We start from the raw sequence: 24,132 nt of genomic DNA, 5'->3' as shown, positions 1-24,132 counted from the left end.
CGGCGGGCCTTTCAGGTGTACGAGGCGTTCGAGGCTTCCGGGCGCTTCATGCGCCCGGCACGCAGCTTGCTGAGGGGCAGGCAAGGCGCGCGACGCGCGCGGCTCAGGAGCCTCTCATGACTCAATGGACCCAGGCGGCCAGGCTCGCGGCGTTGCCCGCAACGGGGATGCTGCGCGTCGACAATGTCGGAAACGCCGGCGCGCAGGGCAACGCTATCGTCCTCGCGCGTTGCGGCGAGCGCGTCTACGCGTTCGCCGCCGATTGCCCGCATGCCGGCGCGCCGCTCGATCAGGGTGCGCTCTGTCATGGCCGCGTGGTCTGCCCATGGCACAAGTCGGTCTTCGCCCTCGAAAGCGGTGCGGTGCTCGAACCGCCCGCGCTCGAAGGCGTGCGCACGTTTCCCGTCAAGATCGAAGGCGAGGACGTCTATGTCGATTTGCACGCGCCGGTGCCCACGCCTGGCACCGGCGAGCGCGAGGCCTCGCGCCGCTTCGCCATCGTCGGCGGCGGCGCGGCGGGAGCGGCGGCCGCCGCGACGCTGCTCGAAAACGGCTTCGGCGGCGAGCTTCACCTCTATGCTCAGGAACCCGAAGCACCTTACGATCGCACCTGTCTGAGCAAATTCGTGCCCGCCGGCGAGATGGCGGCGAGCGAAGTGCCACGCCTGCTGCCCGAGTCCTGCGCGCGCGATCCGCGGCTGCAAATCGAGCACGTGGCGGTCGCGAAAGTCGATACGCGGCTGCGCCGCATCGCGCTCGCGGATGGCCGCGAAGCCTCGTTCGACGCGATTCTGATCGCGAGCGGATCGGCGCCGCAACGCCTCGACATTCCCGGCGCGGACCTCGGCCGCGTTTTCACCCTGCGCACGCTGCGCGACGCGAGCGCGATCCTCGATGCGCTCGCGCCCGGCGAGCACGCCGTCATGATCGGCGACAGCTTCATCTCGCTCGAAACGGCTTCGGCGCTGCGCAAGCGCGACGTCCACGTGAGCATCGTCACGCGGACCGGCGTGCCGCTGGGCGCGGCGCTGGGCGCGCGCGTGGGCCTGCTGTTTCGCGACTGGCACGAGGCGCATGGCGTGGCGTTCCATCGCGGCAATGCCGTGCGCTTCGAGGGCGAGTCCGACGTGCAGGCCGTGCAGCTCGATAACGGGTCGACGCTGCGCGCGCAGGCCGTGATCGTGGGCGTGGGCGTGCGGCCGGCCACGCGGTTCGTCGCAGGGCTCGCGCTCGGCGCGGACGGCGGCGTGAACGTGGACGCCTCGATGCGCGCCGCGCCCGGCATCTACGCCGCGGGCGACATCGCGCGCTTCATACTCTGCGAGGGCACGGGCCTGCCGCGCAGCGTGCGCATCGAGCATTGGCGTGTCGCCCAGCAGCATGCGCGCGTGGCCGCGCTGAACATGCTGGGCCACGACGCGCGCTATGCGGGCGTGCCCTACTTCTGGACCGCGCACTACGACAAGCGCATCGACTATCTTGGCCACGCCGCGCAATGGGACGAGATCGCCCTCTCGGGCGGCCTTGCCGACGAGCGCTTCTGCGCCATCTACTCGCGCCTCGGCCGCGTGCAGGCCGTGCTCGCCTGCGGCTATGAGCGCGAGACGGCGCAGTTGATCGAGCAGATGCGCGAGCCGATCGCGACCGAGCTTGCGCAGACCGTGCTGGGGACGCGATGAACCGTTTTTCACCGCTCGCGCGACTGATGCCCAAAAGCCCGACGCGGCATGAGCCCGCGCCGCAGGATCTCGACGCGCTCCTGCCAGACCTGCGCTTGCCGCTCGATGCCGGATCGCTTCCTGACGCGACGCGGCGGCTCGTGGCCGCGTGCCCTTCGCCGCCGCTGCCCGGCGCGGGGCACACGCTCGCGCGCTGGCAGTTTCTGGCCGCGCTCGCGGGACGCGATCTTTCGCTGGCGAAAATCTACGAAGCCCATGCCGATGCGCTCGCGATCCAGGCCGAGTTGTGCCCGCGCGCGCGAACCGCGAGCGATGCGCCGCTCGACGCCACGGCAGCAGCAATAACGACGACGGGCGACGAGGCGATCTGGGCCGTCTGGGCCGCGCGCTCGCCGCGCAACGAAGTCCGCTTCGCCGCGCGCGCGGGCAACGACGTAACGCTGAGCGGCACCAAGGCGTGGTGCTCCGGCGCGCCCTTCGTCACGCATGCGCTCGTGACCTGCGTGGATGCCGATGGCGGCGACTGGCTCGCCGCGCTGCCGATGGACCAGCCCGGCGTCACGGTCAGCGCGCGCGGTTGGGAAGCGGTCGGCATGGAGGCCACGCAGAGTGTCGAAGTCGATCTGGCCGATGCGCGCGCGACGCTGATCGGCGAGTGCGGGGCCTATGTGCAGCGCGACGGCTTCTGGCATGGCGGCGCCGGCATTGCGGCCTGCTGGCATGGCGCGGCGGCCGCGCTCGCCGCGCGCCTGCGCGATACCGCGCAACGGCGCGACGATGCGCATCTGCGCGCTCACCTGGGCGCCGCCGACGCCGCGCTGGCCGCTTCGCGCGCCCTGCTGCGCGAGTCCGCCCGCGCCATCGACGCCGCGCCGCACGCCCACGCCGCCCTGCTCGCGATGCGCACGCGCGCGGCGGTGGAAAGCGCCGTCGACATCACCGTGCGGGCCTGCGCGCGCGGGCTGGGCGCGGCGCCGCTATGCCGCGACCGCTGGTTCGCGCGCATGGCCGCCGACTTGCCCGTGTTCGTGCGGCAGAGTCATGCCGAAGCCGACCTGGCCGCGCTAGCGGCGGCGGTGGTATCGGCGAACGAAGACTGGCGGCTTTGAAACCGACTCGCCTGATTACTATGGATGCCGAACGAATTCCTGAATCGCGCGCGGCGTGGTTCGACGACAAGTTCTCGCGCCACCCCGATCCGTGGCGCACGCGCGAGAGCTGGTACGAAGCCCGCAAGCGCGCATTGACGCTCGCGGCGCTGCCGCGTGCGCGCTACCGCAACGCGTTCGAGCCGGGCTGCGCGATCGGCGTGCTTTCCGTCGAGCTAGCGCCGCGTTGCGAGCGCCTGCTCTGCGCCGACTTCGCACCGCATGCGCTCGCCGCCGCTCGCGCGCGGCTCGCCGGTCTTTCCCACGTGACGGTCGAGCCGCGAGCGATGCCGCACGACTGGCCCGCGGGGCGCTACGACCTGATCGTCATCAGCGAGTTCGCCTATTACCTCGATACGCCGGAATGCACGGCGCTCGCGCAACACGCGAGCCGCGCGCTCGATGCGGACGGTACGCTCGTCTGCTGCCATTGGCGTCACCCTGCGGAAACGTGGATGCTGGAGAGCGCCGAGGTTCATCGTCTCTTTGCGGCAGCCGCCGCGCGTGACTCACTGGAGCCCGTGGTTCATATGGAGGACGCCGACTTCCTGCTCGACGTCTGGAGCCGCGACGCGTGCAGCGTCGCGCGGCGCGAAGGGGCTTGCTGAATGCTGAAGCGCGTCTGAGGCCGCTTCTAGCGCACGCCAGGGACCTCGCCGATGCCGATGCCAGCGCCTGCATCGATGCCGCCGCCCATCGCGCGCCGCCACGCCGCGAGCGTATCGCCAAAGCCGCCGCGCACGCGCGCATCGGCCCGGCAGCTCGTGACCACGCGCGGCGCGGCACTCCACGCGACATGTGCGCCCATGGCGATCAACTGGTCGACGAGGGCGACGTCCTCGCCGCAGGCGAGCGGCGCGAAGCCGCCCGCGCACCGGTAGGCGTGCGCGGTCACGCCGAGGTTGGCGCCGTGGACATGGCGATGCCCGTCGCCACCGCCATAGTGCCGCTGCCATGCGTCGCGCAGCGCGACCGGATGCGCGTGCCAGTTGCCTACGCTGACCGAGCCGCATACCGCGTCGGCCTGCAACGCCATCTGCGCGACCAGCCAGTCGGCGGCGACGCGGCTGTCGGCATCGGTAAAGGCGAGCCAGCGCGGGCCGCGTTCCAGCAACTTTTGCGCGCCCACGGCGCGCGCTACGCCGACGTTGCCCGCGTCGATCGTCACCGCTTCGAAGCCCATGCGCGAGACGATGTGCGCGGACGCATCCGTGCAACGATCTAGCACCACCATGCAGCAAACCGGCTCGCCAGCGAGCGCCCGATGCGAAGCCGCGCGCCGGACGGCGGCGAGGCATCCGCCGAGCAGGCGCTCTTCGTTGTGGACGGGGATCACCACTCCGATCATTCGAACTCCTTTGTATTCTGAGGAGAGGTGGCGCGTGATCGCGTACCTCGTGAAGCGGCCTTGATGCCACATCCGTGGTGCCACAACTGCGGTGCTGCAATCGCAGCAGAGCATTTGCAGTGCCCGGCCTTCGCGGCGACGCTCGCCTCGTCCGCGATCGCCGCGTCAGCATCCTGGCACGAGCGTTGCTGCATCTGCACGGCACGGGTGAAACATCGGGCCGCCACAAGGAGAAGGAGAAAACCTCATGACACAAGCGAATCGCGTCGCCGCCGGGATCGTCAGCGTGGCGGCCGGCACCGCGCTCGCGCTCTGGACCACGCGCAATCTGCGCCAGGCGCAACACGCGAGCACGGAGGGCAAGCACGTGGCCGCCGCTCGCGCGTTCAACCACGGGTCGGCCCTGCTCGCGCTTTCGACCCTCGCCGATAGCGCGATGGAGCACTACCGCGGCGACTTCGAGAACCGCGCGATGTATCTCGCGCCCAGCGTCGCGCTCTGCTCGCTCGCCGCGGCGCTGCACGGCGGCGCGGACCAGCGCGCGTATTCGCACCGTCTGCGCCACGCGATCCAGATCGGCAGCGCGGCCACCGGCACCGCGGGCACCGCATTTCATCTGTACAACGTAACGAAGCGCCCCGGCGCGCTCAGCTGGCACAACCTGTTCTACGCGGCGCCGCTGGGCGCGCCCTTCGCGCTGCTGCTCTCCGGCGTGCTGGGCGCCGTCGCGGAGCAGTTGCGCGACCAGCCCGAGCACGATCCGCGGCTCTTCGGCATGCCCGCGGGCAAGGCGCTCGCACTGGTGGCCGGCGTGGGCCTGTTCGGCACGGCGGCGGAAGCCGCGCTGCTGCATTTTCGCGGTGCATACCAGCATCCGGCGATGTACGCGCCCGTCACGATCGCGCCCGTGGGCGGCGCGCTGCTGATGCACGCCGCGCTCGCGCGGCCGGCGCAGGCCGCGCGGGCCAGTGCGTTCGCGCGCCTGTGGCTGCGCATCACCACGGCGCTCGGTTTCGCCGGTGCGGGCTTTCACGCGCAAGGCGTGGCGCGCGCGCAAGGCGGCTGGCGCAACTGGTCGCAGAACCTCTTCGCGGGGCCGCCGCTGCCCGCGCCGCCGTCGTTCAGCGCGCTGGCGCTCGCCGGGCTCGCCGCGCTGCGCATGCGGGAGACCGAACGATGAGCCGGCCCACGCGCTACCCCGGCTACGATGTCCTCGCCAAACGCGACACGCCTTCGTGGGACGCGCCCACGCGCGCCGTGATCGACGCGCGCCTCGCCACGCCGCACGCGCCCCGCTATCTCGACGGGGCGCGCTGGCAGACGCTGATGGCGCTTTGTGCGTGCGTGGTTCCGCAGGGCGGCGAGCGGGAAAGCAGCAGCGCCTCCGCCATTCCCGTGGCGGCGCTGCTCGACGGCAAGCTGCTCGCGGACCGCCGCGACGGCTTTCGCGACGCGCGCCTGCCGCCGTTGCGCGAAGCGTGGGAAACCGGCCTCGCCGCGCTCGATGCCGAAAGCGAGGCGGCGTTCGGCGAACCGTTCCATCGTCTCGACACCACGGGCCGCCACGCACTGATCGCCCATATGCAGCGCGGCGAACTGCGTTGCGCGGCCTGGCGCGGCATGCCCTCCGACGTGTTCTTCGCCAAACGCGTGCTGCACGACCTGAGCGCCGCGTACTGGTCGCATCCCGCTGCGTGGAGTGCGCTCGGCTTCGGCGGCCCGGCGAATCCGCGCGGTTACGTGCGCCTCTATTTCAACCGGCGCGATCCGTGGGAAGCCGTCGAAGCCCGCGAGCCCGAAGCGGCCAGCGACGGCAACAACGCCGACGATGCCGACGCCGCCAGCGCACGCGAAGCCGTGCGCCGGGAGAACCAGCATGTCCGCTGACGCGCGCGACGCGCCACGCGGCAAGCACGGCCGCGCGCCCGACGTGTTCCGGCGCGGCGGCTGGGTGCCGATGCGCGAGTACGCACTCGACGACGCGGTGGACTTCGCGATCGTCGGCACCGGCGCCGGCGGCGCCACGCTCGCATGCCGGCTCGCCGAGGCGGGCTTTCGCGTCGTGGCGTTCGACGCGGGCGCGTGGTGGCGTCCGCTAGAGGAGTTCGCCTCGGACGAGACCGATCAGGCCAAGCTCTACTGGACCGACGAGCGCATCTGCGACGGCGACACGCCACTGCAACTGGGCAGCAACAACAGCGGCAAAGCGGTAGGCGGCAGCACGGTGCACTTCGCAATGGTCTCGCTGCGCTTTCGGCCCGAGTGGTTCCAGGCGCGCACGCGGCTCGGCTACGGCGCGGACTGGCCGCTCGACTGGCGCGAGATGTGGCGCTACTACACCGAAGTCGAGCGCGCGCTCGGCATCTCCGGACCGGTGCGCTATCCGTGGGGCCCGAAGCGCCCGCGCTACCCTTACCGTGCGCACGAAATCAACGCAGCGGGCCTCGTGCTCGCGCGCGGCTGCGAGGCACTCGGCATTCCGTGGACGCCCACCCCACTCGCCACGCTCTCCGCGCCGCGCGGCGACGCGCATCAATGCGTCTACCGCGGCTTCTGCGTCACCGGCTGCGCGACCAACGCCAAGCAAAGCGCGCTCGTCACGTGGATTCCGCGCGCCGTGCACGCAGGCGCCGAGATCCGCGACCTCGCGATGGTGGGCCGCATCGAAACGGATGCGCGCGGGCTCGCGAGCGGCGTGCATTTTCATCGCGAGGGACGCTGGCAGTTCCAGCGCGCGCGCAACGTGGTCGTGGCCGGCTACGCGATCGAAACGCCGCGCCTGTTGCTGCTCTCCGCGAATTCGCGCTTTCCCGATGGACTCGCGAACAGCTCGGGCCTCGTCGGCAAGAACCTGATGGTGCAAGCCAACCAGGCCGCGTGGGGCACGATGGATGAGGAGATCCGCTGGTACAAGGGACCGCCCTCGCTCGCGCTCACCGAGCACTGGAATTACGAGGACAAAGGCAAGGACTTTCACGGCGGCTATTGCTACATGAGCCAGGGGCCGCTGCCGCTCGTCTGGGCCGCGACGCAGACGAGCCGCGGCCTGTGGGGCGACGCGCTGATGGACGAGATGCGGCTCTATAACCACCAGGCCGGCTTGAAGATCGTCGGCGAGACGATGCCGCAGGAGCGCAACCGCGTCACGCTCGCGGACGAGAAGGATGCGCTCGGGCTGCCCATCGCGCGCGTGACGTGGTCGATGTGCGATAACGACCGGCGTCTGGTGCGCCACGCGCTCGACTACATGCGGCTTGCGCTCGATGCGGCGGGCGCGCACGACATCTGGACCCAGGACGACGACACCTGCCATCTGAACGGCACCGCGCGCATGGGCAGCGACGCGCGCACGAGCGTCGTGAACGCCGATTGCCGCAGCTGGGATATTCCGAATCTGTGGATCTGCGACGGGTCCGTGTTTCCGACCGTGGGCGGCGTGAATCCGTCGCTCACGATCCAGGCGGTTGCCTGCCGGAGCGCCGACCGTATCGCCGCGCTCGCGGCGCGCGGCGAGTTGTGATTGTTCGCGCGTGGCGCATGGCGCGCTCGGGTGGTGTGCATGGGCACGCGTCATGCTCGAATGGAGAGGTGTCTCAAAGGAGAACCATCATGCCGCTCAGCAAGGGAAAATCACGCGAAGCCATTTCGAAGAACATCAAGACGGAAATGAAGCAAGGGAAATCGCACAAGCAATCGGTTGCCATCGCGTTGAATCAGGCACGGAAGTCGGGTGCGAAGATTCCAAAGAAGCATTCGAAGTAGTGCGAAGTGATTGAGGCTGGCTGAATGGAGGCTGGGGTGCGAAACTGCCGTGAACCGCGCCCCCGCCTCCGACGCATCCCCTACCGCGCCGCCGTCGTATCCGCGCCCACCTTCTGGGCCAGCGTCTGCGCCATCCGGTAATGCTCCTCGATCGTCGGCAGCGCCTTTCGAGCGGCTTTCTTCAGATCGTCGTTCTGCCCATCGGCGATTTCCTTCTGAAAGGCCTGCACCGCTTCCTTGTGGCCTTGCACCCCCACTTTCTGCGCGTAGGCCTGATCGAACGCCGCCCCCTTGAGCGGGCGCAGCGCATCGAGTATCGACGGATCCGAATTGTCCGTGGGCACCGTCACGCCGTGATGCCGAGTCGCCTTCCACCACCCTCTTTGCGCGCCGCACCGGGCACGTTCTCTGCGCGCTACCCCAAGCGGTTTCCTGTCGCTGAGGAGAACGCCGATGTCTCTTGCACAACGGGCGCTACAACCATGAACGCAGCCAGAGCGCTTCGCGGCGCGGCGGCGGCGCGCGCGTGGATGGCAACGGCCTGCGCGCTCGGTTGCGCGGTCGCGGCCAGCCCATGCCGCGCGGCCACGCCGCTTGCGTATTTCCTGCACAGCGCCGGGCCGGCTTCCGCGCCCGTGAGATTGCTGGACTGGGGCCTCGCGGCGCTCTGCGTCGGGGTCTGCGTGGCGATTGGCGCGCTGCTGCTGATGGCGCTGCGCGCCACGCCCGGCGCGCAAGCCCACGGCGAGGCGCAATCCACCTCCGAACAAACGGCCGAAGCAGGCGCAGAAAGCACATCAGAACGCACCGCAAACCGCATCGTAGCCATCGGCACCGCGATCTCAACCGTGCTGCTGCTAGGCGCGCTCTTCGCGATGCTGCGCGTGCTCGCCGCCGTCGCGGACCCGCCGCACGCGAGCGCCCTCACCGTGCGCGTCACGGCCTTCGACTGGTGGTGGAAAGTGACCTACGCAGCGCCTGGCAGCGCGACCTTTACCACGGCCAACGAGATCCACATTCCCACCGGCGTGCCGGTCCAGATCGACCTCGAAAGCGCGGACGTCGTGCACGCGTTCTGGGTGCCCGCGCTCGCGGGCAAGACCCAGGCGATCCCGGGGCAGACCAACCACCAATGGATCGAGGCCGATCGGCCCGGCATCTGGCGCGGCCAGTGCACGCAGTTCTGCGGGCCACAGCATGCGCACATGGCGCTCGAAGTGGTCGCGCAGCCGCCCGATGCGTTCAAACGCTGGGCCAACTCCCAGGCGCAGCCCGCGGCGGCGCCAGGCAACCCCGCGGCGCAGCGCGGCGAACAAGTGTTCGCCGCGCATTGCGCGGCCTGCCATGCCGTGCGCGGCACCGACGCGGCCGGCGCGCAAGGCCCCGATCTCACGCATCTCGCGTCGCGCCGTCTGATCGCTGCGGGGACGCTCGCCAACACCTCCGCGAACCGGCTCGACTGGATCGCCCACGCGCAGCAGATCAAGCCCGGCTCGCTGATGCCGTCCATCGCCCTCACGCCCGCCGAGGCCAGCGACCTCGCCGCGTGGCTCGGCACGCTCCAGTGACTCACGCGCCATGAACAATACTTCGGCTTCCTCTGCTTCCAGCCGCGCCACGGTGCCCTCGCGGCCGCGCGCGGCGCGCTTCTCGCGCGTGCCCGAAACCGGCACCGCGCCGCTCGACGAAGCCACGCTGCGCCGCCTGGAATCCATCTGGGAGACGCGCCCCGGCTGGCGCGGCTGGCTCTCCACGGTCGATCACAAGACCATCGGCATCCGCTACCTCGTCACCGCGTTCGTGTTCCTGCTGCTGGGCGGCACCGAGGCGCTCATCATGCGCGCCCAGCTCGCGCGGCCCAACGAGACGCTGCTCACGCCGCAGCAATACGATCAGCTCTTCACGATGCACGGCGTGACGATGATCTTTCTCTACGCGCTGCCCGTGCTGAGCGGCTTTTCCAACTATCTGTGGCCGCTCGTGCTCGGCTCGCGCGACATGGCGTTTCCGCGCCTGAACGCGCTTTCGTACTGGGTCTTTCTCGGCGCGGGCATCTTGCTCTATGCGAGCTTTCCGCGCGGCCAGGGCGCCAACGCGGGCTGGTTCAACTACGTGCCGCTCTCCTCGGCCGCCTACGATCCCGGGCCGAACATCGACGTCTACGCGCTCGGCATGGTCCTGCTCGGCATTTCGACCACCGTGGGCGCCGCCAATTTCGTCATCACGTTCCTGCGCATGCGCGCGACCGGCATGTCGGTCGCGCGGCTGCCGATCCTCATATGGGGCACGCTCACGGCGTCGTTCGCGAATCTCGCCGCGGTGCCCTCGGTGAGTCTCGCGTTCTTCATGCTCTGGCTCGACCGCAACGTGGGCACGCACTTCTTCGACACCAGTGCGGACGGGCGCCCGCTGCTCTGGCAACACCTCTTCTGGATCTTCGCGCACCCGTGGGTCTACGTGGTGGTGTTGCCCGCCATGGGCATCGTTTCCGAAGCGCTGCCCACGTTCTGCCGCCGGCCGATTGCCGCCTATTCGGCCGTCGCGCTGTCCACGGTGGCCACGATGCTGATCGGCTTCGAGGTCTGGCTGCACCATATGTTCGCGACCGGCCTGCCGCCGCTCGCGCTCGCGTTTTTCGGCGCGGCCAGCATGCTGATCTCGGTGCCGAGCGCGATTGCCGTGTTCGCCTGGATCGCCACCATCTGGACCGGCAAGCCCGTGTTCAAGACGCCGTTCCTCTACTTCGCGGGCTTCGTGCTGATGTTCACGATCGGCGGCGTCTCGGGCGTGATGACGGCCGCCGTGCCGCTCGACTGGCAGCTCACCGATACCTACTTCGTGGTCGCGCATCTGCACTACGTGCTGCTCGGCATCAACGTGTTTCCGGTGCTGGGCGGGCTCGTCTACTGGTTTCCCAAGTTCACGGGACGGCTCATGAACGAGCGCTTCGGCAAATGGACGTTCTGGGTGCTGTTCGTGGGCTTCAATCTGGGCTTCTTTCCGATGCATATCTCGGGGCTGCTCGGCATGCCGCGCCGCGTCTACACCTACCCCGAGGGCATGGGCTGGGACACCGCGAATCTCGTGACGACGATCGGCGCGTTCGTGTTCGCGATCGGCATCGCCATGTTCATCGGCAACGCGCTCGTGAGCATCAGGCGCGGCGAGCGAGCGGGGCCGAACCCCTGGCGCGCGGCGGGCCTCGAATGGTCCACTTCCTCGCCGCCGCCGCCGTACAACTTCGCAGTCCTGCCATCCGTGCGCTCGCGCGATCCGCTCTGGGCGCCCGACGCGCTCGTAGCGCGCCCCGGCTACCTGCTTCATCGCGGCCGCGAGGCGCTCGGCATCACGCCGCTCGCAGGCGAGCCCGACGTCATCCTCAAGATGCCCGACGACGCCTACTCGCCGTTCGTGCTGGGCGTGGCCGCGACGCTGGTGTTCGTGGGGCTGCTGCTGCACTCGGTGCTGCTCACGGCGCTCGCGGCGCTCGCCTGCGGCGCGGCGCTGCTCGCGTGGCTATGGCCGCGCAAGGAGCTCGGCCAGCGCGAGCCGTTCGCGCCGCAGCCCGCGCCGCCCAAGGTCGACTCCGAAGTTGACCCGGAAGTCGATCCTGAAGCGCCCGGCAGCGACGACGAAAGCCTCGCGCTGCCCGTGGGCAGCGCGGGCGAGCACGCGGGCGGCTGGTGGGGCGTGCTCACGCTCGTGGTCACGGAAGCCGCGCTGTTCGGCTATCTGATCTTTTCGTATCTCTACCTGGCCTCGCAGAGCGCGCAGCCCTGGCCGCCCGAAGGGCTGCCCAAGCTCGGCGTAAGCGGCGCGAACACGGCAATCCTGCTCGCGAGCAGCGTGTTCGTCTGGCTCGCCGGCGCCTGCGTGCGGCGCGCACGCACGTGGCCCGCGTTCTGGTCGATGGCCGTGGCAGTCGTGCTCGGCATCGCGTTCGTAGGTATTCAGTTCTCCGAATGGCACGAGCGGCCCTATGGCATCGCGTCGAATCTCTATGGGTCGCTCTATTTCACCATCACGGGCTTTCACATGGCGCACGTGATGGCCGGCGTGGTCATGCTGATCTGGCTCGCCGTCTGGATCGCGCGCGGCTACTTCGACGGCCGCCGCGACGCCGCGCTCAACATCGGCGGCCTCTACTGGCACTTCGTCGATGTGGTGTGGCTCTTCATCTTCAGCGTGCTTTATCTCTCGCCCTACTGGATACGGAGTCATTGATGGAACCCGCAGCAGCAGCCCATACCGCCCGCCACGTGCCCACCCGCAGCCAGCACGCCGCCGCCTGGTACGGCCTGCTCGGCGTGCCGCTAATCTGGATGATGCACGTGCTGCTCTGCATGAGCCTCGTGGCGACCGCCTGCGTGGGCGGCGTCGCGCAGCGCAACGCCCTGCCGTGGGGCATCGTGCACGGGCTGCTCGCGCTCGCCTCGGCCGCCGCGTTCGTGCTCGCGCTGGCCGGCGTGATCGCGGCCCGGCGCGCGTTGCGCGACTCGCTGGCGATGGCCCCGCCGCAGCGCGATACGTTCCGCTTCGTGGCCTGGTGCGGCGAGGCCGTTTCGATCGCGTTCACCATCGGCCTCGTGTTCACGATCTCGGTGCTCGTGGCGCTGCCGCTGCAGCGCCTGTGCGAATCGCTGTGATGAACCCGCTGCACACACAGCGCATACGGCGCCCGCTCCCCGCCCTGCTGGCCGCGCTCCTGTGCGCCGTCGCGCTATGCAGCGCCTGCCACGACGGCGGCGGCAAGACCAGCGACGCGCCCCGCCCACCGCCCGACGCGGCCCAGATCGCGCGCGGCGAGCAGCTTGCCAAAGCCGGCGACTGCGCCTCGTGCCACGACTCCGCGAAACACGAGCCGTTCGCGGGCGGCGAAGCCGTGAACTCGCCGTTCGGTCCGATCTACGCGAGCAACATCACGCCGGACCCCGTGCATGGCATCGGGCGCTATACGCCCGCGCAATTCGCGGCGGCGCTGCAGCGCGGCGTCGCGCCCGGCGGCAAGCGGCTGTATCCCGCGATGCCCTACCCCTCGTTCGCGACGCTCCACGCCCAGGACGTGAACGCGCTCTATCAGTACTTCATGTACGGCGTCGCGCCGGTTCCGAACGAAGTACCGCAAACGCGGCTGCCGTTCCCGTTCAATCAGCGCTGGGTGCTCACGTTCTGGCGCCTGCTGTTCTCGCGCCACAGCGCCTACGAGATCAACCCCGAGCGCTCGGCGCAATGGAATCGCGGCGCGTGGCTCGTGCAGGGGCTCGGCCACTGCGGCGCCTGCCACACGCCGCGCGGGCCCGCCTACAACGAAATGGGCTACGACGAGCACAGCCCGCTCTACCTCACGGGCGGCGTGACCGACCACTGGTACGCGCCGAATCTCACGGGCGATCCGGGCAGCGGCCTCGGGCGCTGGAGCGTCGACGACATCGCCGCGTTCCTGCGCAACGGCCACAACGCGCGCGCCTATGCGTTCGGCGCGATGGCGCCCGTGGTGGGCGCGAGCACGCAGTATCTGAGCGACGACGATCTGGAGGCCATCGCCGTCTATCTGAAATCGTTGCGCGCGCACGCAGGTAACGGCGCCTATGCCGATTCGGCGGCGGCGCGTGCCGCGACCCAGCAGGTCTTGCAGGGCGGCACGCCCGAGCGGCCCGGCGCGGGCGTCTATCTCGCGTACTGCGCGAAATGTCATGGGGCCGATGGACGCGGCACGCCCGACAAGGCGCCGCCGCTCGCGGGCAGCACGCTGACGCTATCGGCGGACCCGACGAGCGTGCTGCGCCTCGTCGTCGAAGGCAGCGCGAGCCCGCAGACCGCCGGCGGCGGCGTGCCGCGCAAGATGCCCGGCTTCCACACGAAGCTCACGGACAGCGAGATCGCCCAGGTCGTGAGCTTCGTGCGCGGCGCGTGGGGCAATAATGCTGCGCCGATCGCGCCCGCCGACGTGACGCGGCTGCGCGCGGCGATTCATCAGTAGCGTCGGGCCGCGTTGTGCCGGTTATCGATTCGGTACGTCTCGCGATACGTGCCACGGAGCCGACGGGTACTTTTGAGATGTGGGCTAAATTGAGCCTGGCACGGGCCCCGCCTCAATGCCCGTAAAACAAGAATCGAAGCACTCGCACGAGCGATCCACCATGCATAAAAGCCCACTCATCGATTTGACTGACGTGACCCTGTGCGCGATCGATACGGTTAATCCCCTGCTTGCCGCGCGCGCGCTGGATATCTCGATGTTGCAATGCCGTTTCGGCGACGCGATACTTTTTTCACACCAAGCCGTGCTGACGCGCGCACGCACCGTGCAGATCGCCGCACTGCGCTCGTTACATGAATACTCGGACTTCGTGCTCAAGGAACTGGTGAAGCACGTCGCCACGCCGTGGGTGCTCGTGGTCCAGTGGGACGGCTACGTGGTGGACGCCACGCAGTGGACCGATGAATTCCGGCAATACGACTATATCGGCGCGCGCTGGCCACACGCCCCGCAAGGCATGGACGTCGGCAACGGCGGCTTCTCGCTGCGTTCGGCGAGACTGCTCAAGGCCCTTGTGCACGAGCGATTCGCCGTTGGTTCGGACTCCATCGAAGACGTCATGATTTGCGACCGGTGGCGGCCGGCGCTCGAGATGGACCACGGCATCCGCTTCGCGCCCGCCGAAATCGCCGATCGCTTTTCATACGAGTACGCGTTCCCGGTTCGTCCGACCTTCGGCTTTCACGGCGTACACAACCTGTGGCGCCATATCGACGACCCCTCGATGATCGACCTCATCGAGACGATGGACTTATCGACGCTGACCTCGCTGAAAAGCGTGTCCTTGCTCCTGAATTACTGCGATCTCCGAAAATTCAAATGCGTGCGGACCCTGTACGGGCGCTACCGGGCCCATTGGAGCGCGGACGAGATCCTGCGCGTGTTCATCAACGCCGGTACGAATGAAAAGACTGCGCGCTGGTGCCTCGGCATCTGCGAGGCCAGTTTGAACCTTGCATGAACCAGGCTCGGGGCGGAGCGACAAGGCGCCGCCCGGCCTGCGGATCTACTGCTGACCTACTGCGACTCGCCGCTGCTGCCGACGCCCGCCCCGTTGCCCTGTGGCGGGGTGGCCGTGTTGGCCCGACTGGACTGAACCATGCCGCGCCGCTGGCCCCGCTCGCGCGCCATCGCGCATTGCTTACCGCAAATGATCCCCACGGGCGGCACAAACCTTGCTGCACGGCCTTCATGCCCCGCTCACCGCCGATCCCCGAGGAGGCTGGTCATGTCCAGCACGCCAGTTGAGCCAATCCTGCGCTACACGCTCCATGCCCGCGCGCCCGTTCCACCGCGCGACGTGCGCGCGTCGCGTGCGGCTGCGCGCTACGCGGAGCCCCGCCGATGAACCCCATGCCGCTCGCGCTCGCCTGGCCCGACCTCGTCGGCCGGCTCGCCGTGGCCGTCGTCGCGGGCGCGCTGATCGGTTTGAATCGCGGCGGCGCCGGCAACGCCGCCGGACTGCGCACGACCTTGCTCGTCTGCCTCGCGGCCTGTCTCGCGATGCTTCAGGTGAACGTGCTCCTGATCCAGCACGGCAAAGCTCAGGATTCCTTCGTCGTGCTCGACCTGATGCGGCTGCCGCTCGGCATTCTGTCCGGCATGGGCTTCATCGGCGCGGGCTCGATTCTGCGCAAGGATGGTCTCGTGCAAGGCGTCACCACGGCGGCCACGATGTGGTACGTCACGGTGCTCGGGCTCTGTGCGGGCGGGGGCCAATACACGCTCGCGCTCGCGGGTACGGTGCTCGGCATGATCGTGCTGGAGACACTCGAGCACGTCGAGCAGCGGGTGCCGCGCGGGCGCCGCGCCTATATCACGTTGGGCCACGATGCCGACGACGATGCGCGCAAACTGGTCGACGAAGCGCTGCGCGGGCGCCGCTGCCGGATTCTGCCGCTGGGCGCAGCGCGCGCGGAGGGCGAAGGCGTGCCGCACGGACGCCTCAACACTTCGTTCGAAGTGCGCTGGCAAGCGAGCCCCAACGACGATGGCGTTGAAGGCGCGCTCTCCGCGCTCGTTGCGCGTCTGCATGACGATGCGTCGTGGTCTACCGAGCGGTGAGGAGGCACTGCGGTTAAGGGGCGCTGTCACTGCGTTGAACGGGCATCGCGCGCCCGTTTCGCGCAGCGCAGCGCACGCCCCGCGTCAGGGCTCGTTCTCGCCTTCGTCCGCATCCTCATCCACTGCTTCGCCTTCGTCCGCATCCTCATCCACTGCTTCGCCTTCGTCCTCGCTTTCAATCTCGTTGCCCACCGCGCCTTCGTCTCCGCCCTCGATCTCGTCGGGCAGCACGTCGCCGCCGGGGCGCAGCGTCTCGTCGCCATCGGCGGAAGCGCGCTCGCCGGTGCCGTGGCTGTCGGTGTCGCTGTGCGCCTCGTCAGAGCCAGCTTCGAGCGCGTGGTTATCGAGCTCCGTGTCGCGGTCGAAGTCGTGGCGCTTCGCACCCACGCTGTCGCTGCCCGAATCGGATGAATCGCCAGGGCCCAGCGACTCGGTGTCGTGGCCCGGCGCGGCGGGTTGTTGCGTCGGCTCGTTGTCGGGATCCAGCGTGCTGTTCATGATGTCCTCCTGTGTCGATGCCTCGATAATCCGACGCACCGCGTAAACGAAAACCGCGTTGCGCCGCTAACCGCATGTCCGCCGTGAGATCGGTGCGCGTGAGCGAAGGGCACACGGCATTCACGCACACGCCCGCCAGCGCGCGATCGAGCGCCGCCGCGCGTTAGATTCGTCACGGCGCCCTTCGGCATTGTGGAGTGATGCATCGCGCGCGCCTGTTCATCGCTTCGTTCGCGTCGCGATGGAGGTCGCGCTCATTGCCTTCGTTGCGCTGCACACATTGCAGCCCTCGCCTTCATCGCCCCCGAGCGAGTATGAGCCGCCATCCCGCGCCAATGCTTCGGAGTACAGAATCGCTACGCCGGATCGCCATTTCCCGGCATGCAGCAATTACGTGTAACGCTTGAAATGGGGAACATGACGCCATGACTGCGGCATGTGTGTGCGAGTTGGAAGCATGGAACGCATCGTGCGTCTCCCTCAGAAAACGCAGCTCGTGCTGCGACTTAACTGAAAACTGGATACCGCACCGATGATGAACCCGCTTGCAGACATTCCGTCCTGGCGCCGCCTGTTGCCGCGCGCGCTCGTCTCCGGCAGCGCGGCCGCGCTCGCGTCGGCGGCTGCGGCCGCACAAGGCGCCCGCGCCGAAGGCACCACGCGCGCCGCGCCCATGAATGCCGTTACGCACGCGATCTGGCCACGCGAAGCCCCGCGCGCCACGCGCGTGAGCGTGCGCCATACGCTAACGGGTTTCGTCATCCACACGTGTGCATCGATTTTCTGGGCGACGGCGTTCGAAGCGCTGCGCGCCAAACGTGCGACGAGCACTACGACCACGGCAAGTGCAGTGTCCTCGTTGAGCAACGACGCCGCTGCCGCCGCCGCGATCTCGGCCGCGGCCTGGTGCGTCGATTACCACGTCGTGCCCAAACGCTTTACGCCCGGCTTCGAAGTCCATCTAAGCCAGCGCTCGATGCTGGGCGTCTATAGCGCGCTGGCCGCGGGCTTCGTGGTCGGCGCATGCGTGCAGCGCTGCATGAGCCGGCGCGCGCCCTGAGGGGCACGCATCGGCTCAATCACACTCAGTCACGCTCGATCGCGCTCAGTGCTTCTTCCCCGGCATGACCGTCGCCACCACCTGGCGCGCGGTATTCGCAATCATGCCGCCCTCGGCGGGGTCGCCTTCCATCAGCGCACGCGCGAAGTGGCGCGCCTGGTCCAGCGTCACGTGCGGCGGCAGCGGGGGCACCTCGGGGTCGGTCTTCACTTCGAGCACCACGGGCCGCTGCGCCTCGAGCGCCTGCTCCCATGCAGCGCCTAGCTGCTCGGGGTCGTCGACATAGATGCCCGTGAGCCCCAGCAGCTCCGCAAAGCGGTGATACGGCACGTTCGGAATATCCTGCGAGGCCTCGAATTTCGGATCGCCCATCATCACGCGCTGCTCCCACGTGACCTGGTTCAGGTCCTCGTTGTTGAACACCGCGCAGATCCAGCGCGGGTCGGCCCAGTCGCGCCAATACTTCGCGACGGTGATGAGCTCGGCCATGTTGTTCATCTGCATCGCGCCGTCGCCCACGAGCGCGATCACGGGACGTTGCGCATACGCGAGCTTGGCCGCGATCGCATAAGGCACCGCCGCGCCCATCGACGCCAGGCCGCCCGAAAGCGAGCACATCATGCCGCGCCGGATCTTGAGGTCGCGCGCATACCAGTTGGCGCACGAGCCCGAGTCGCTCGTGACGATCGCGCCATCGGGCAGGCGCGACGAGAGCTCGGTCACCACGCGCTGCGGATTGACCTTGCCGCCCGTCTTCGCGAGCGCGCGCTCCTCGAGCACGCGCTGCCAGCGCTCGCCCGCATGCACGATGCGATCGCGCCAGCTCTGCGCACGCTTTTGTTCGAGCAGCGGCAGCAGCGCGCGCAAGGTGGCCGCGCTGTCGCCCTGGAGGCTCACCTCCATCGGATAGCGCAGGCTCAGCATGCCCGCGTCGATGTCGATCTGTACCGCGCGCGCGTCGCCTTCCTTCGGCAGGAACTCGGAATACGGAAAGCCCGAGCCGATCATCAGCAGCGTATCGCAGGCGGACATCATCTCGTCGGTGGGCTTGGTGCCCAGCAGGCCGATCGAGCCCGTGACCCACGGCAGATCGTCGGGCAGCACGGCCTTGCCGAGCAGCGCCTTGGCCACGCCCGCATGGAGCCGCTCGGCCACGGCGATGACTTCGTCGGTGGCGCCGAGCGCGCCCGCGCCCACGAGGATCGCCACGCGATGTCCCGCGTTGAGCACGTCGGCCGCGCGCTTGAGGTCCTTCTCGTGCGGCACGATCTCGGGCGCCGCGTAGCCCACGCCCGAATGCGCGGTGCCATGCTTGCGCGCGGGCGCTTCGTATTCGAGCTCCTGCAAGTCGTTGGGCAGCACGATGGCCGTGACCGTGCGGCGCGCGAGCGCGATGCGCACCGCGCGGTCCACCACGTGGCGCACCTGCGCGGGCACGCTCGCCTGCTGCACGTAGGCGCCGGCCACGTCCTTGAACATCGAGACCAGATCGAGCTCCTGCTGATAGTGCGCGCCGAGCGCCGCGCGCGCCTGCTGGCCCACAATCGCGAGCACCGGCATGTGATCGAGCCGCGCGTCGTAGAGCCCCGTGAGCAGGTGCGAGGCGCCGGGCCCGGAGGTGGCGATGCACACGCCCAGCTCGCCCGTGAATTTTGCGTGCGCGCTCGCCATGAAGGCCGCCATTTCCTCGTGACGCGCCTGCACGAAGCCGATCTTGTCGCCGGCGCGCCGCAGCGCGCCAAACACGCCGTTGATGCCATCACCCGGATAGCCGAAGATGCGTCGCACCCCCCACTCGTGCAGACGTTCGACGATGAAGTCGCTGACCGTGGTCGTCGCCATTTCTCCCTCTCCCGATAGATGTCCGAACGAGCGTCGTCGCGCAAGCTTCGCGCCTGGCATCGGCTGGGCGAGCAGGGCTACAGATCGCTAACAACGCATTCATAAGCATGCTCATGGGCACAGGATTTGCGAGGCGAGGGCTTCGGCTCGTTGCCGGAACGTGTTGGATTCGGGCACCCATGACTTCCTGTTCCTTCCCTCCCCACTCGACACATGCCGCGGGAGACGCGCATGGCTGAACACGCAGCACCGGACGGCGTGAGCGCATGGTCGCGCGCGCACAAAGGCAAGCCGCGCCGCGGCGCCCCAACGAAGGGCCAGGACGGCGCCCACAACGGCAAGGACGATAACGGCAAGAAAGCACCGCGCAAGCACCGCAGCAAGAAGCCGCTGATCATGCTGGGAATCGTGATTGTGCTGATCGCTTTGGGTGCGTTCATCTGGTGGTTCGCCACGCGCAACCAGGTCGGCACCGACGACGCCTACACCGACGGCAACGCCATCTCCATCGCGCCGAAAGTATCGGGCTACGTCACGCAGCTCAAGATCGACGACAACGTGTTCGTCCACAAAGGCGACCTGATGGTGGAGATCGATCCTCGCGATTACGCGGCCCAGGTCGATCAGGCGCGCGCGCAACTGGGCCTCGCCCAGGCGCAGTTGCTGGCCGCGCAGGCGCAGCTCGACATCGCGCGCGTGCAGTATCCGGCGCAGTACGACGAGGCGCGCGCGCAGATCGAAACGGCCGATGCGAACTTCGCGCGCGCGCAAGCCGACTACGCGCGCCAGAGCACGGTGGACCCGCGCGCGACCACGCAGCAGAACATCGACGCCGCCACGGCCCAGCAGCGCACCATGCACGCCAACGTCATGAGCGCGCAGGCGCAGTTGCGGACCGCGCGCCTCGCGCCGCAGCAGATCCGCCAGGCCGTTGCTGCCGTGGAGGAGCGCCGCGAGCAGGTCGATGCCGCCGAGGCGCAGCTCGCGACGGCCCAGCTCAACCTCGCCTGGTGCGATCTGCGCGCGCCCTCGGACGGCTGGGTCACGCGCCGCAACGTGCAGCTCGGCAGCTTCCTGCAGGCGGGCACCGCGCTGTTCTCGATCGTCACGCCGCAAATGTGGATCACGGCCAACTTCAAGGAGTCGCAGCTCACGCGCATGCGGCCCGGCGACAAGGTGAAGATCAGCGTGGACGCCTATCCGAAGCTCGATTTGCGCGGCCACGTGGACAGCGTTCAGCTAGGCAGCGGCTCGCGCTTTTCCGCGTTTCCCGCCGAGAACGCGACCGGAAACTTCGTGAAGATCGTGCAGCGCGTGCCGGTCAAGATCGTGATCGACAGCGGCCTGCCCAATAACCGGCCCTTGCCGCTCGGGATTTCGGTCGAGCCCACCGTCTATCTTAGCCACTGAAGATCGGAGGCCTTCGTTTGAATACCTGGCAATCCCTGGCATTGGCGCATGGCGGAGCGCACTCGCCATGAGCGACTCGCAGCAGCAGCGCTGGCGCCCCAGCGGCAACCCGTGGATGATCGCGATCGCGGTCACGCTCGCGGCGTTCATGGAGGTGCTCGACACCACCATCGTGAACGTCGCGCTGCCGCATATCGCGGGCACCATGTCCGCGAGCTATGACGAGGCCACCTGGGTGCTCACGTCGTATCTCGTCGCCAATGGCATCGTGCTGCCGATCTCGGCGTTCTTCGGCCGCGTGCTCGGGCGCAAGCGTTACTTCATGGTGTGCATTGCCGCATTCACGGTTTGCTCGTTCCTGTGCGGCGTGGCCACGAGCCTTGGCCAGCTCGTGGTGTTTCGCGTGCTGCAAGGCTTCTTCGGCGGTGGCCTGCAGCCGAACCAGCAGTCGATCATTCTGGACACCTTCGAGCCCTCCCAGCGAGGCCGCGCGTTCTCGATCTCGGCTGTGGCGATCGTGGTCGCGCCCGTGCTCGGGCCTACGCTGGGCGGCTGGATCACCGACAACTTCACGTGGCGCTGGGTGTTCCTGCTCAACGTGCCCGTGGGCGTGCTGACCACGCTCGCCGTGTTCCAGCTCGTGGAAGATCCGCCGTGGGTCAAGCGCGAATCGCGCCAGCGCGTGAACTGGCGCCAGGTGGATTTTCCGGGCATCGCGCTGATCGCCGTGGGCTTGGGCTGCCTCCAGGTCATGCTCGATCGCGGCGAAGACGACGACTGGTTCGGCTCGCCGTTCATCGTCACGTTCGCGGTGCTCGCGGTGCTCGGCATCGTCGGCGCCGTGTTCAGACTAATCTACGCAAAGCATCCCGTGGTGGACCCGCGCTGCCTGCGTGACCGCAACTTCGCACTGGGCTGCGCGACGATCGCCGCGTTCGCGACCGTGCTTTACGGCAGCGCCGTGATCATGCCGCAACTGGCCCAGCAGCAGCTCGGCTACACGGCCACGCTCGCGGGACTCGTGCTCTCGCCGGGCGCGCTGCTCATCACGATGGAGATTCCGCTCATCAGCCGCCTGATGCCGCACGTGCAGACGCGCCTGCTCGTGCTCACCGGCTTCGTGCTGCTCGCCGCCGCGCTCATCTACGCGCGCACGCTGACCCCCGATATCGACTACACGACGCTCGTGAAGCTGCGCAGCGCGCAGTCGATCGCGATCGGCTTCCTGTTCGTGCCGATCACCACGCTCGCCTACCTCACCGTGCCCAAGGAACTCAACAACGACGCGTCCGCGCTCTTCACGATGTTCCGCAACGTGGCCGGCTCGATCGGCATTTCGCTTTCCACGGCGCTGATCCGCGAGCGCTCGCAGGCGTGGATGGCGCACCTGAGCGGGCATCTCTCGCCGCTCTCGCAGAACTACCAGGACACGCTCGCGCGCAACGCGCAGACCATCATGGAGCAAAGCGGCGTGCCGCTCGCGCAGGCCATGCAGACGGCGACCGGTCATCTCTACGAAACCTTCGTTTCTCAGGCAACGATCCTGGCCTATATCGACGTGTTCGGTCTGCTCGCGTGCTTCTGCGCAGCGTTCGCGCCGCTCGCGCTGTTCTTCTCGCCCGCGAAGGCGTCGGGAGGGCATTGAGATGAACGTGTTCTGCTCGCTGCCGCAGAGGGCGTTTCGTAAGGCTTCGGTGCTCACTGTCACGCTTGCGGTCGCGCTGAGCGCCTGCACCGTGGGCCCCGATTTCAAGCCGCCGCAACCGCAGGTCCCGGCGGACTGGCACGCGATGCAGACGCAAGTTGGTAAGGATAACAAAACATCGAATCCATCGGTCGAATCGGACCCCGATCCGGCATGGTGGCACAGCTTCGGCGACCCGACACTCGACGCGCTGATCGACCAGGCCTTGCGCGGCAACCCCGACTTGCGCATCGCGGTCGTGCGCATTGCCGAGGCGCGCGAGCAAACGCAGCAAGCCGCGGCGCAAGGCCTGCCCAACGTGCGCGCGACCGCGAGCTACGAACGCGAGCAACTGGGCGCGAAAGGCTTTCTCGAATCGGCCGGCGTCTATCAGCAAGTGGATTCGCTCGGCGCGCCGGACTCGCCCGTGAACCGGATCGCACCGGGCTCGGGCGCGGCCGTCGAGCGCGGCGCACAACACGCGCTCGATCAACTCACCGCGCCCATCAACTTGTGGCAGGCCGGCTTCGATGCCTCGTGGGAGCTCGACCTGTTCGGCCGCGTGCGCCGCTCGGTGGAGGCCGCGAACGCGCAGGCCGAGGCGGCCGAGGAATCGCAGCACGACGCGCAGGTCTCGCTCGAAGCCGAGGTGGCCGAAACCTATCTGCAGTTGCGCGGCGCGCAGACGCTGCGCGCCATCGCCGAAGCGCTGATCGCGCAGCAGCGCGAAGTGGTCGAGCTTGCGCAGAACGCCTCGGCGCATGGGCTGGAAAGCCGGCTCGACGTCGAGCGCGCCCAGGCGCAGCGCGCGCAAACCGAGGCGCTGCTGCCGCAATACGACCAGCAGATCGCACAGTCGCTCAACGCGCTCGCGATGCTCACCGGCGACGCGCCCGGCGCGCTCGATGCCGAACTGGTTCCGCCCGGCGCGCCGCCCGCCGCGCTGCCTGCCACGCCGCCGGACGTGCCCGTTGGCCTGCCCGCCACGCTCGCGCGCCGGCGGCCCGATATCCGCCGCGCCGAGGCGACGCTCCATGCCGCGACGGCCGACGTGGGCGTCGCTGTGGCGCAGTTCTACCCCGACATCTCGCTCACCGCGCAAGCGGGCACGCGCGCGACCACGCCGCACGATCTCGCGCATTGGGCGAGCCTGTTCTGGTCGTGGGGGCCGAGCGTCTCGCTGCCGATTTTCCAGGGCGGCGCGCTGATTTCGAATCTGCGCCTTTCGAAGCTGCAGCAGACCGAAGCGGCGCTGAACTATCGCAAGACGGTGCTCGTCGCGCTGCGCGACGTGAACAACGCGCTCGTGGTCTATCGCACCGATCAGGCGCGCCTCGCCTCGCTCGACGAGAGCGCGGACGCGCAGCGGCAGGCGTATGGGCTCGCGCGCGACAGCTATCGCAAGGGCATCGTTTCGTTCATTGACGTGCTTGATGCCGAGCGGCAACTGAGCACGGCGCAGCAAAACGCGCAGCAAGGACGGTTGCAGGTTTGTACCGATCTGGTTTCGCTGTATAAGGCGCTGGGTGGGGGGTGGGGTGCTGCTTCGGCGTCGGGGGCTTCGGTCGGCGCGCGCTGAGGCGCGCCGTGCGCAAAG

Annotated in this window: 20 protein-coding genes and 1 pseudogene; 17 read left to right on the top strand and 4 right to left on the bottom strand. The window is 68.7% G+C overall.

Features of this window, described 5'->3' with window-relative positions; translation table 11 throughout:
* Positions 1 to 116 precede the first annotated feature (116 nt).
* From U5775_RS06640 to U5775_RS06630, 3 genes are read left to right on the top strand one after another with little or no spacing between them, the layout of a single operon-like run.
* On the top strand, positions 117 to 1,679 hold the full coding sequence (locus tag U5775_RS06640) for an FAD-dependent oxidoreductase (protein ID WP_322057333.1): 1,563 nt from the start codon (positions 117 to 119) through the stop codon (positions 1,677 to 1,679).
* Positions 1,676 to 2,788 (top strand): acyl-CoA dehydrogenase family protein, encoded by a 1,113-nt coding sequence (locus U5775_RS06635; protein ID WP_322057332.1) that lies wholly within the window; start codon positions 1,676 to 1,678, stop codon positions 2,786 to 2,788. Before U5775_RS06640 ends, U5775_RS06635 begins: the two co-directional genes overlap by 4 nt.
* A gap of 20 nt (positions 2,789 to 2,808) precedes the next feature.
* Complete coding sequence (locus tag U5775_RS06630) at positions 2,809 to 3,435, top strand: SAM-dependent methyltransferase (protein WP_322057331.1); 627 nt, start codon at positions 2,809 to 2,811, stop codon at positions 3,433 to 3,435.
* Between the two features lie 26 nt (positions 3,436 to 3,461).
* On the opposite strand, the gene U5775_RS06625 is transcribed toward U5775_RS06630, so the two are convergent.
* On the bottom strand, positions 3,462 to 4,175 hold the full coding sequence (locus U5775_RS06625) for a glycosyltransferase (RefSeq protein WP_322057330.1): 714 nt from the start codon (positions 4,173 to 4,175) through the stop codon (positions 3,462 to 3,464).
* A gap of 247 nt (positions 4,176 to 4,422) precedes the next feature.
* Between U5775_RS06625 and U5775_RS06620 the strand changes: the two genes are divergently transcribed.
* The 4 genes from U5775_RS06620 to U5775_RS06605 all read left to right on the top strand — a co-directional run bounded on the left by U5775_RS06620 (position 4,423) and on the right by U5775_RS06605 (position 7,937).
* On the top strand, positions 4,423 to 5,355 hold the full coding sequence (locus tag U5775_RS06620; protein WP_322057329.1) for a hypothetical protein: 933 nt from the start codon (positions 4,423 to 4,425) through the stop codon (positions 5,353 to 5,355).
* Positions 5,352 to 6,062, top strand: a complete 711-nt coding sequence (locus tag U5775_RS06615; protein WP_322057328.1) for a gluconate 2-dehydrogenase subunit 3 family protein — start codon at positions 5,352 to 5,354, stop codon at positions 6,060 to 6,062. The genes U5775_RS06620 and U5775_RS06615 overlap by 4 nt, the downstream gene beginning before the upstream one ends.
* On the top strand, positions 6,052 to 7,695 hold the full coding sequence (locus U5775_RS06610) for a GMC family oxidoreductase (protein WP_322057327.1): 1,644 nt from the start codon (positions 6,052 to 6,054) through the stop codon (positions 7,693 to 7,695). The genes U5775_RS06615 and U5775_RS06610 overlap by 11 nt, the downstream gene beginning before the upstream one ends.
* 89 nt (positions 7,696 to 7,784) lie before the next feature.
* Positions 7,785 to 7,937 carry a DUF6496 domain-containing protein gene (locus U5775_RS06605; RefSeq protein ID WP_322057326.1) on the top strand — a complete coding sequence of 51 codons (153 nt, stop codon included), beginning with the start codon at positions 7,785 to 7,787 and terminating at the stop codon, positions 7,935 to 7,937.
* 80 nt (positions 7,938 to 8,017) lie between these two features.
* Here the strand turns inward: U5775_RS06605 and U5775_RS06600 are convergent.
* A pseudogene (locus U5775_RS06600) lies at positions 8,018 to 8,308 on the bottom strand (DUF4142 domain-containing protein); the annotation flags it as partial.
* Positions 8,309 to 8,419: 111 nt separating this feature from the next.
* On the opposite strand from U5775_RS06600, the gene U5775_RS06595 reads away from it, so the two are divergent.
* The 6 genes from U5775_RS06595 to U5775_RS06570 all read left to right on the top strand — a co-directional run bounded on the left by U5775_RS06595 (position 8,420) and on the right by U5775_RS06570 (position 16,041).
* Positions 8,420 to 9,505 (top strand): c-type cytochrome, encoded by a 1,086-nt coding sequence (locus tag U5775_RS06595; RefSeq protein ID WP_415913519.1) that lies wholly within the window; start codon positions 8,420 to 8,422, stop codon positions 9,503 to 9,505.
* A gap of 10 nt (positions 9,506 to 9,515) precedes the next feature.
* Positions 9,516 to 12,161, top strand: a complete 2,646-nt coding sequence (ctaD, locus tag U5775_RS06590) for a cytochrome c oxidase subunit I (RefSeq protein WP_322057324.1) — start codon at positions 9,516 to 9,518, stop codon at positions 12,159 to 12,161.
* Positions 12,161 to 12,583: a cytochrome C oxidase subunit I gene (locus U5775_RS06585; RefSeq protein WP_322057323.1), complete on the top strand. Its 423-nt coding sequence runs from the start codon at positions 12,161 to 12,163 to the stop codon at positions 12,581 to 12,583. The genes ctaD and U5775_RS06585 overlap by 1 nt, the downstream gene beginning before the upstream one ends.
* Positions 12,583 to 13,917, top strand: a complete 1,335-nt coding sequence (locus U5775_RS06580; protein ID WP_322057322.1) for a cytochrome c — start codon at positions 12,583 to 12,585, stop codon at positions 13,915 to 13,917. The genes U5775_RS06585 and U5775_RS06580 overlap by 1 nt, the downstream gene beginning before the upstream one ends.
* A gap of 160 nt (positions 13,918 to 14,077) precedes the next feature.
* Positions 14,078 to 14,938, top strand: coding sequence for a DUF5672 family protein (locus U5775_RS06575; protein ID WP_322057321.1), 861 nt, complete (start codon positions 14,078 to 14,080; stop codon positions 14,936 to 14,938).
* A 383-nt stretch (positions 14,939 to 15,321) separates the two neighbouring features.
* Positions 15,322 to 16,041 carry an MgtC/SapB family protein gene (locus U5775_RS06570; RefSeq protein WP_322057320.1) on the top strand — a complete coding sequence of 240 codons (720 nt, stop codon included), beginning with the start codon at positions 15,322 to 15,324 and terminating at the stop codon, positions 16,039 to 16,041.
* An 84-nt stretch (positions 16,042 to 16,125) separates the two neighbouring features.
* Here U5775_RS06570 and U5775_RS06565 read toward each other — a convergent pair whose 3' ends face one another.
* Positions 16,126 to 16,539 (bottom strand): chemotaxis protein, encoded by a 414-nt coding sequence (locus U5775_RS06565; RefSeq protein ID WP_322057319.1) that lies wholly within the window; start codon positions 16,537 to 16,539, stop codon positions 16,126 to 16,128.
* Positions 16,540 to 17,071: 532 nt separating this feature from the next.
* On the opposite strand from U5775_RS06565, the gene U5775_RS06560 reads away from it, so the two are divergent.
* Positions 17,072 to 17,599, top strand: a complete 528-nt coding sequence (locus U5775_RS06560) for a hypothetical protein (RefSeq protein WP_322057318.1) — start codon at positions 17,072 to 17,074, stop codon at positions 17,597 to 17,599.
* Positions 17,600 to 17,644: 45 nt separating this feature from the next.
* On the opposite strand, the gene U5775_RS06555 is transcribed toward U5775_RS06560, so the two are convergent.
* Entirely contained in the window at positions 17,645 to 19,441 is a 1,797-nt protein-coding gene (locus U5775_RS06555; protein WP_322057317.1) for a thiamine pyrophosphate-requiring protein, read from the bottom strand.
* 213 nt (positions 19,442 to 19,654) lie between these two features.
* Here U5775_RS06555 and U5775_RS06550 point away from each other — a divergent pair, with 213 nt between their 5' ends.
* The 3 genes from U5775_RS06550 to U5775_RS06540 all read left to right on the top strand — a co-directional run bounded on the left by U5775_RS06550 (position 19,655) and on the right by U5775_RS06540 (position 24,114).
* Positions 19,655 to 20,851 (top strand): HlyD family secretion protein, encoded by a 1,197-nt coding sequence (locus U5775_RS06550; RefSeq protein ID WP_322057316.1) that lies wholly within the window; start codon positions 19,655 to 19,657, stop codon positions 20,849 to 20,851.
* 67 nt (positions 20,852 to 20,918) lie between these two features.
* Positions 20,919 to 22,496 carry a DHA2 family efflux MFS transporter permease subunit gene (locus U5775_RS06545; RefSeq protein WP_322057315.1) on the top strand — a complete coding sequence of 526 codons (1,578 nt, stop codon included), beginning with the start codon at positions 20,919 to 20,921 and terminating at the stop codon, positions 22,494 to 22,496.
* A gap of 1 nt (position 22,497) precedes the next feature.
* Entirely contained in the window at positions 22,498 to 24,114 is a 1,617-nt protein-coding gene (locus U5775_RS06540; RefSeq protein ID WP_322057314.1) for an efflux transporter outer membrane subunit, read from the top strand.
* Positions 24,115 to 24,132: the final 18 nt, after the last annotated feature.

Origin of the sequence: Paraburkholderia sp. J63, assembly GCF_905220245.1 — a bacterium.
In the GTDB taxonomy this organism is placed as follows: Bacteria; Pseudomonadota; Gammaproteobacteria; order Burkholderiales; family Burkholderiaceae; genus Paraburkholderia.
The sequence above is the reverse complement of the archived record's forward strand: the minus strand, read 5'-3'. Positions and strand labels throughout refer to the sequence as shown.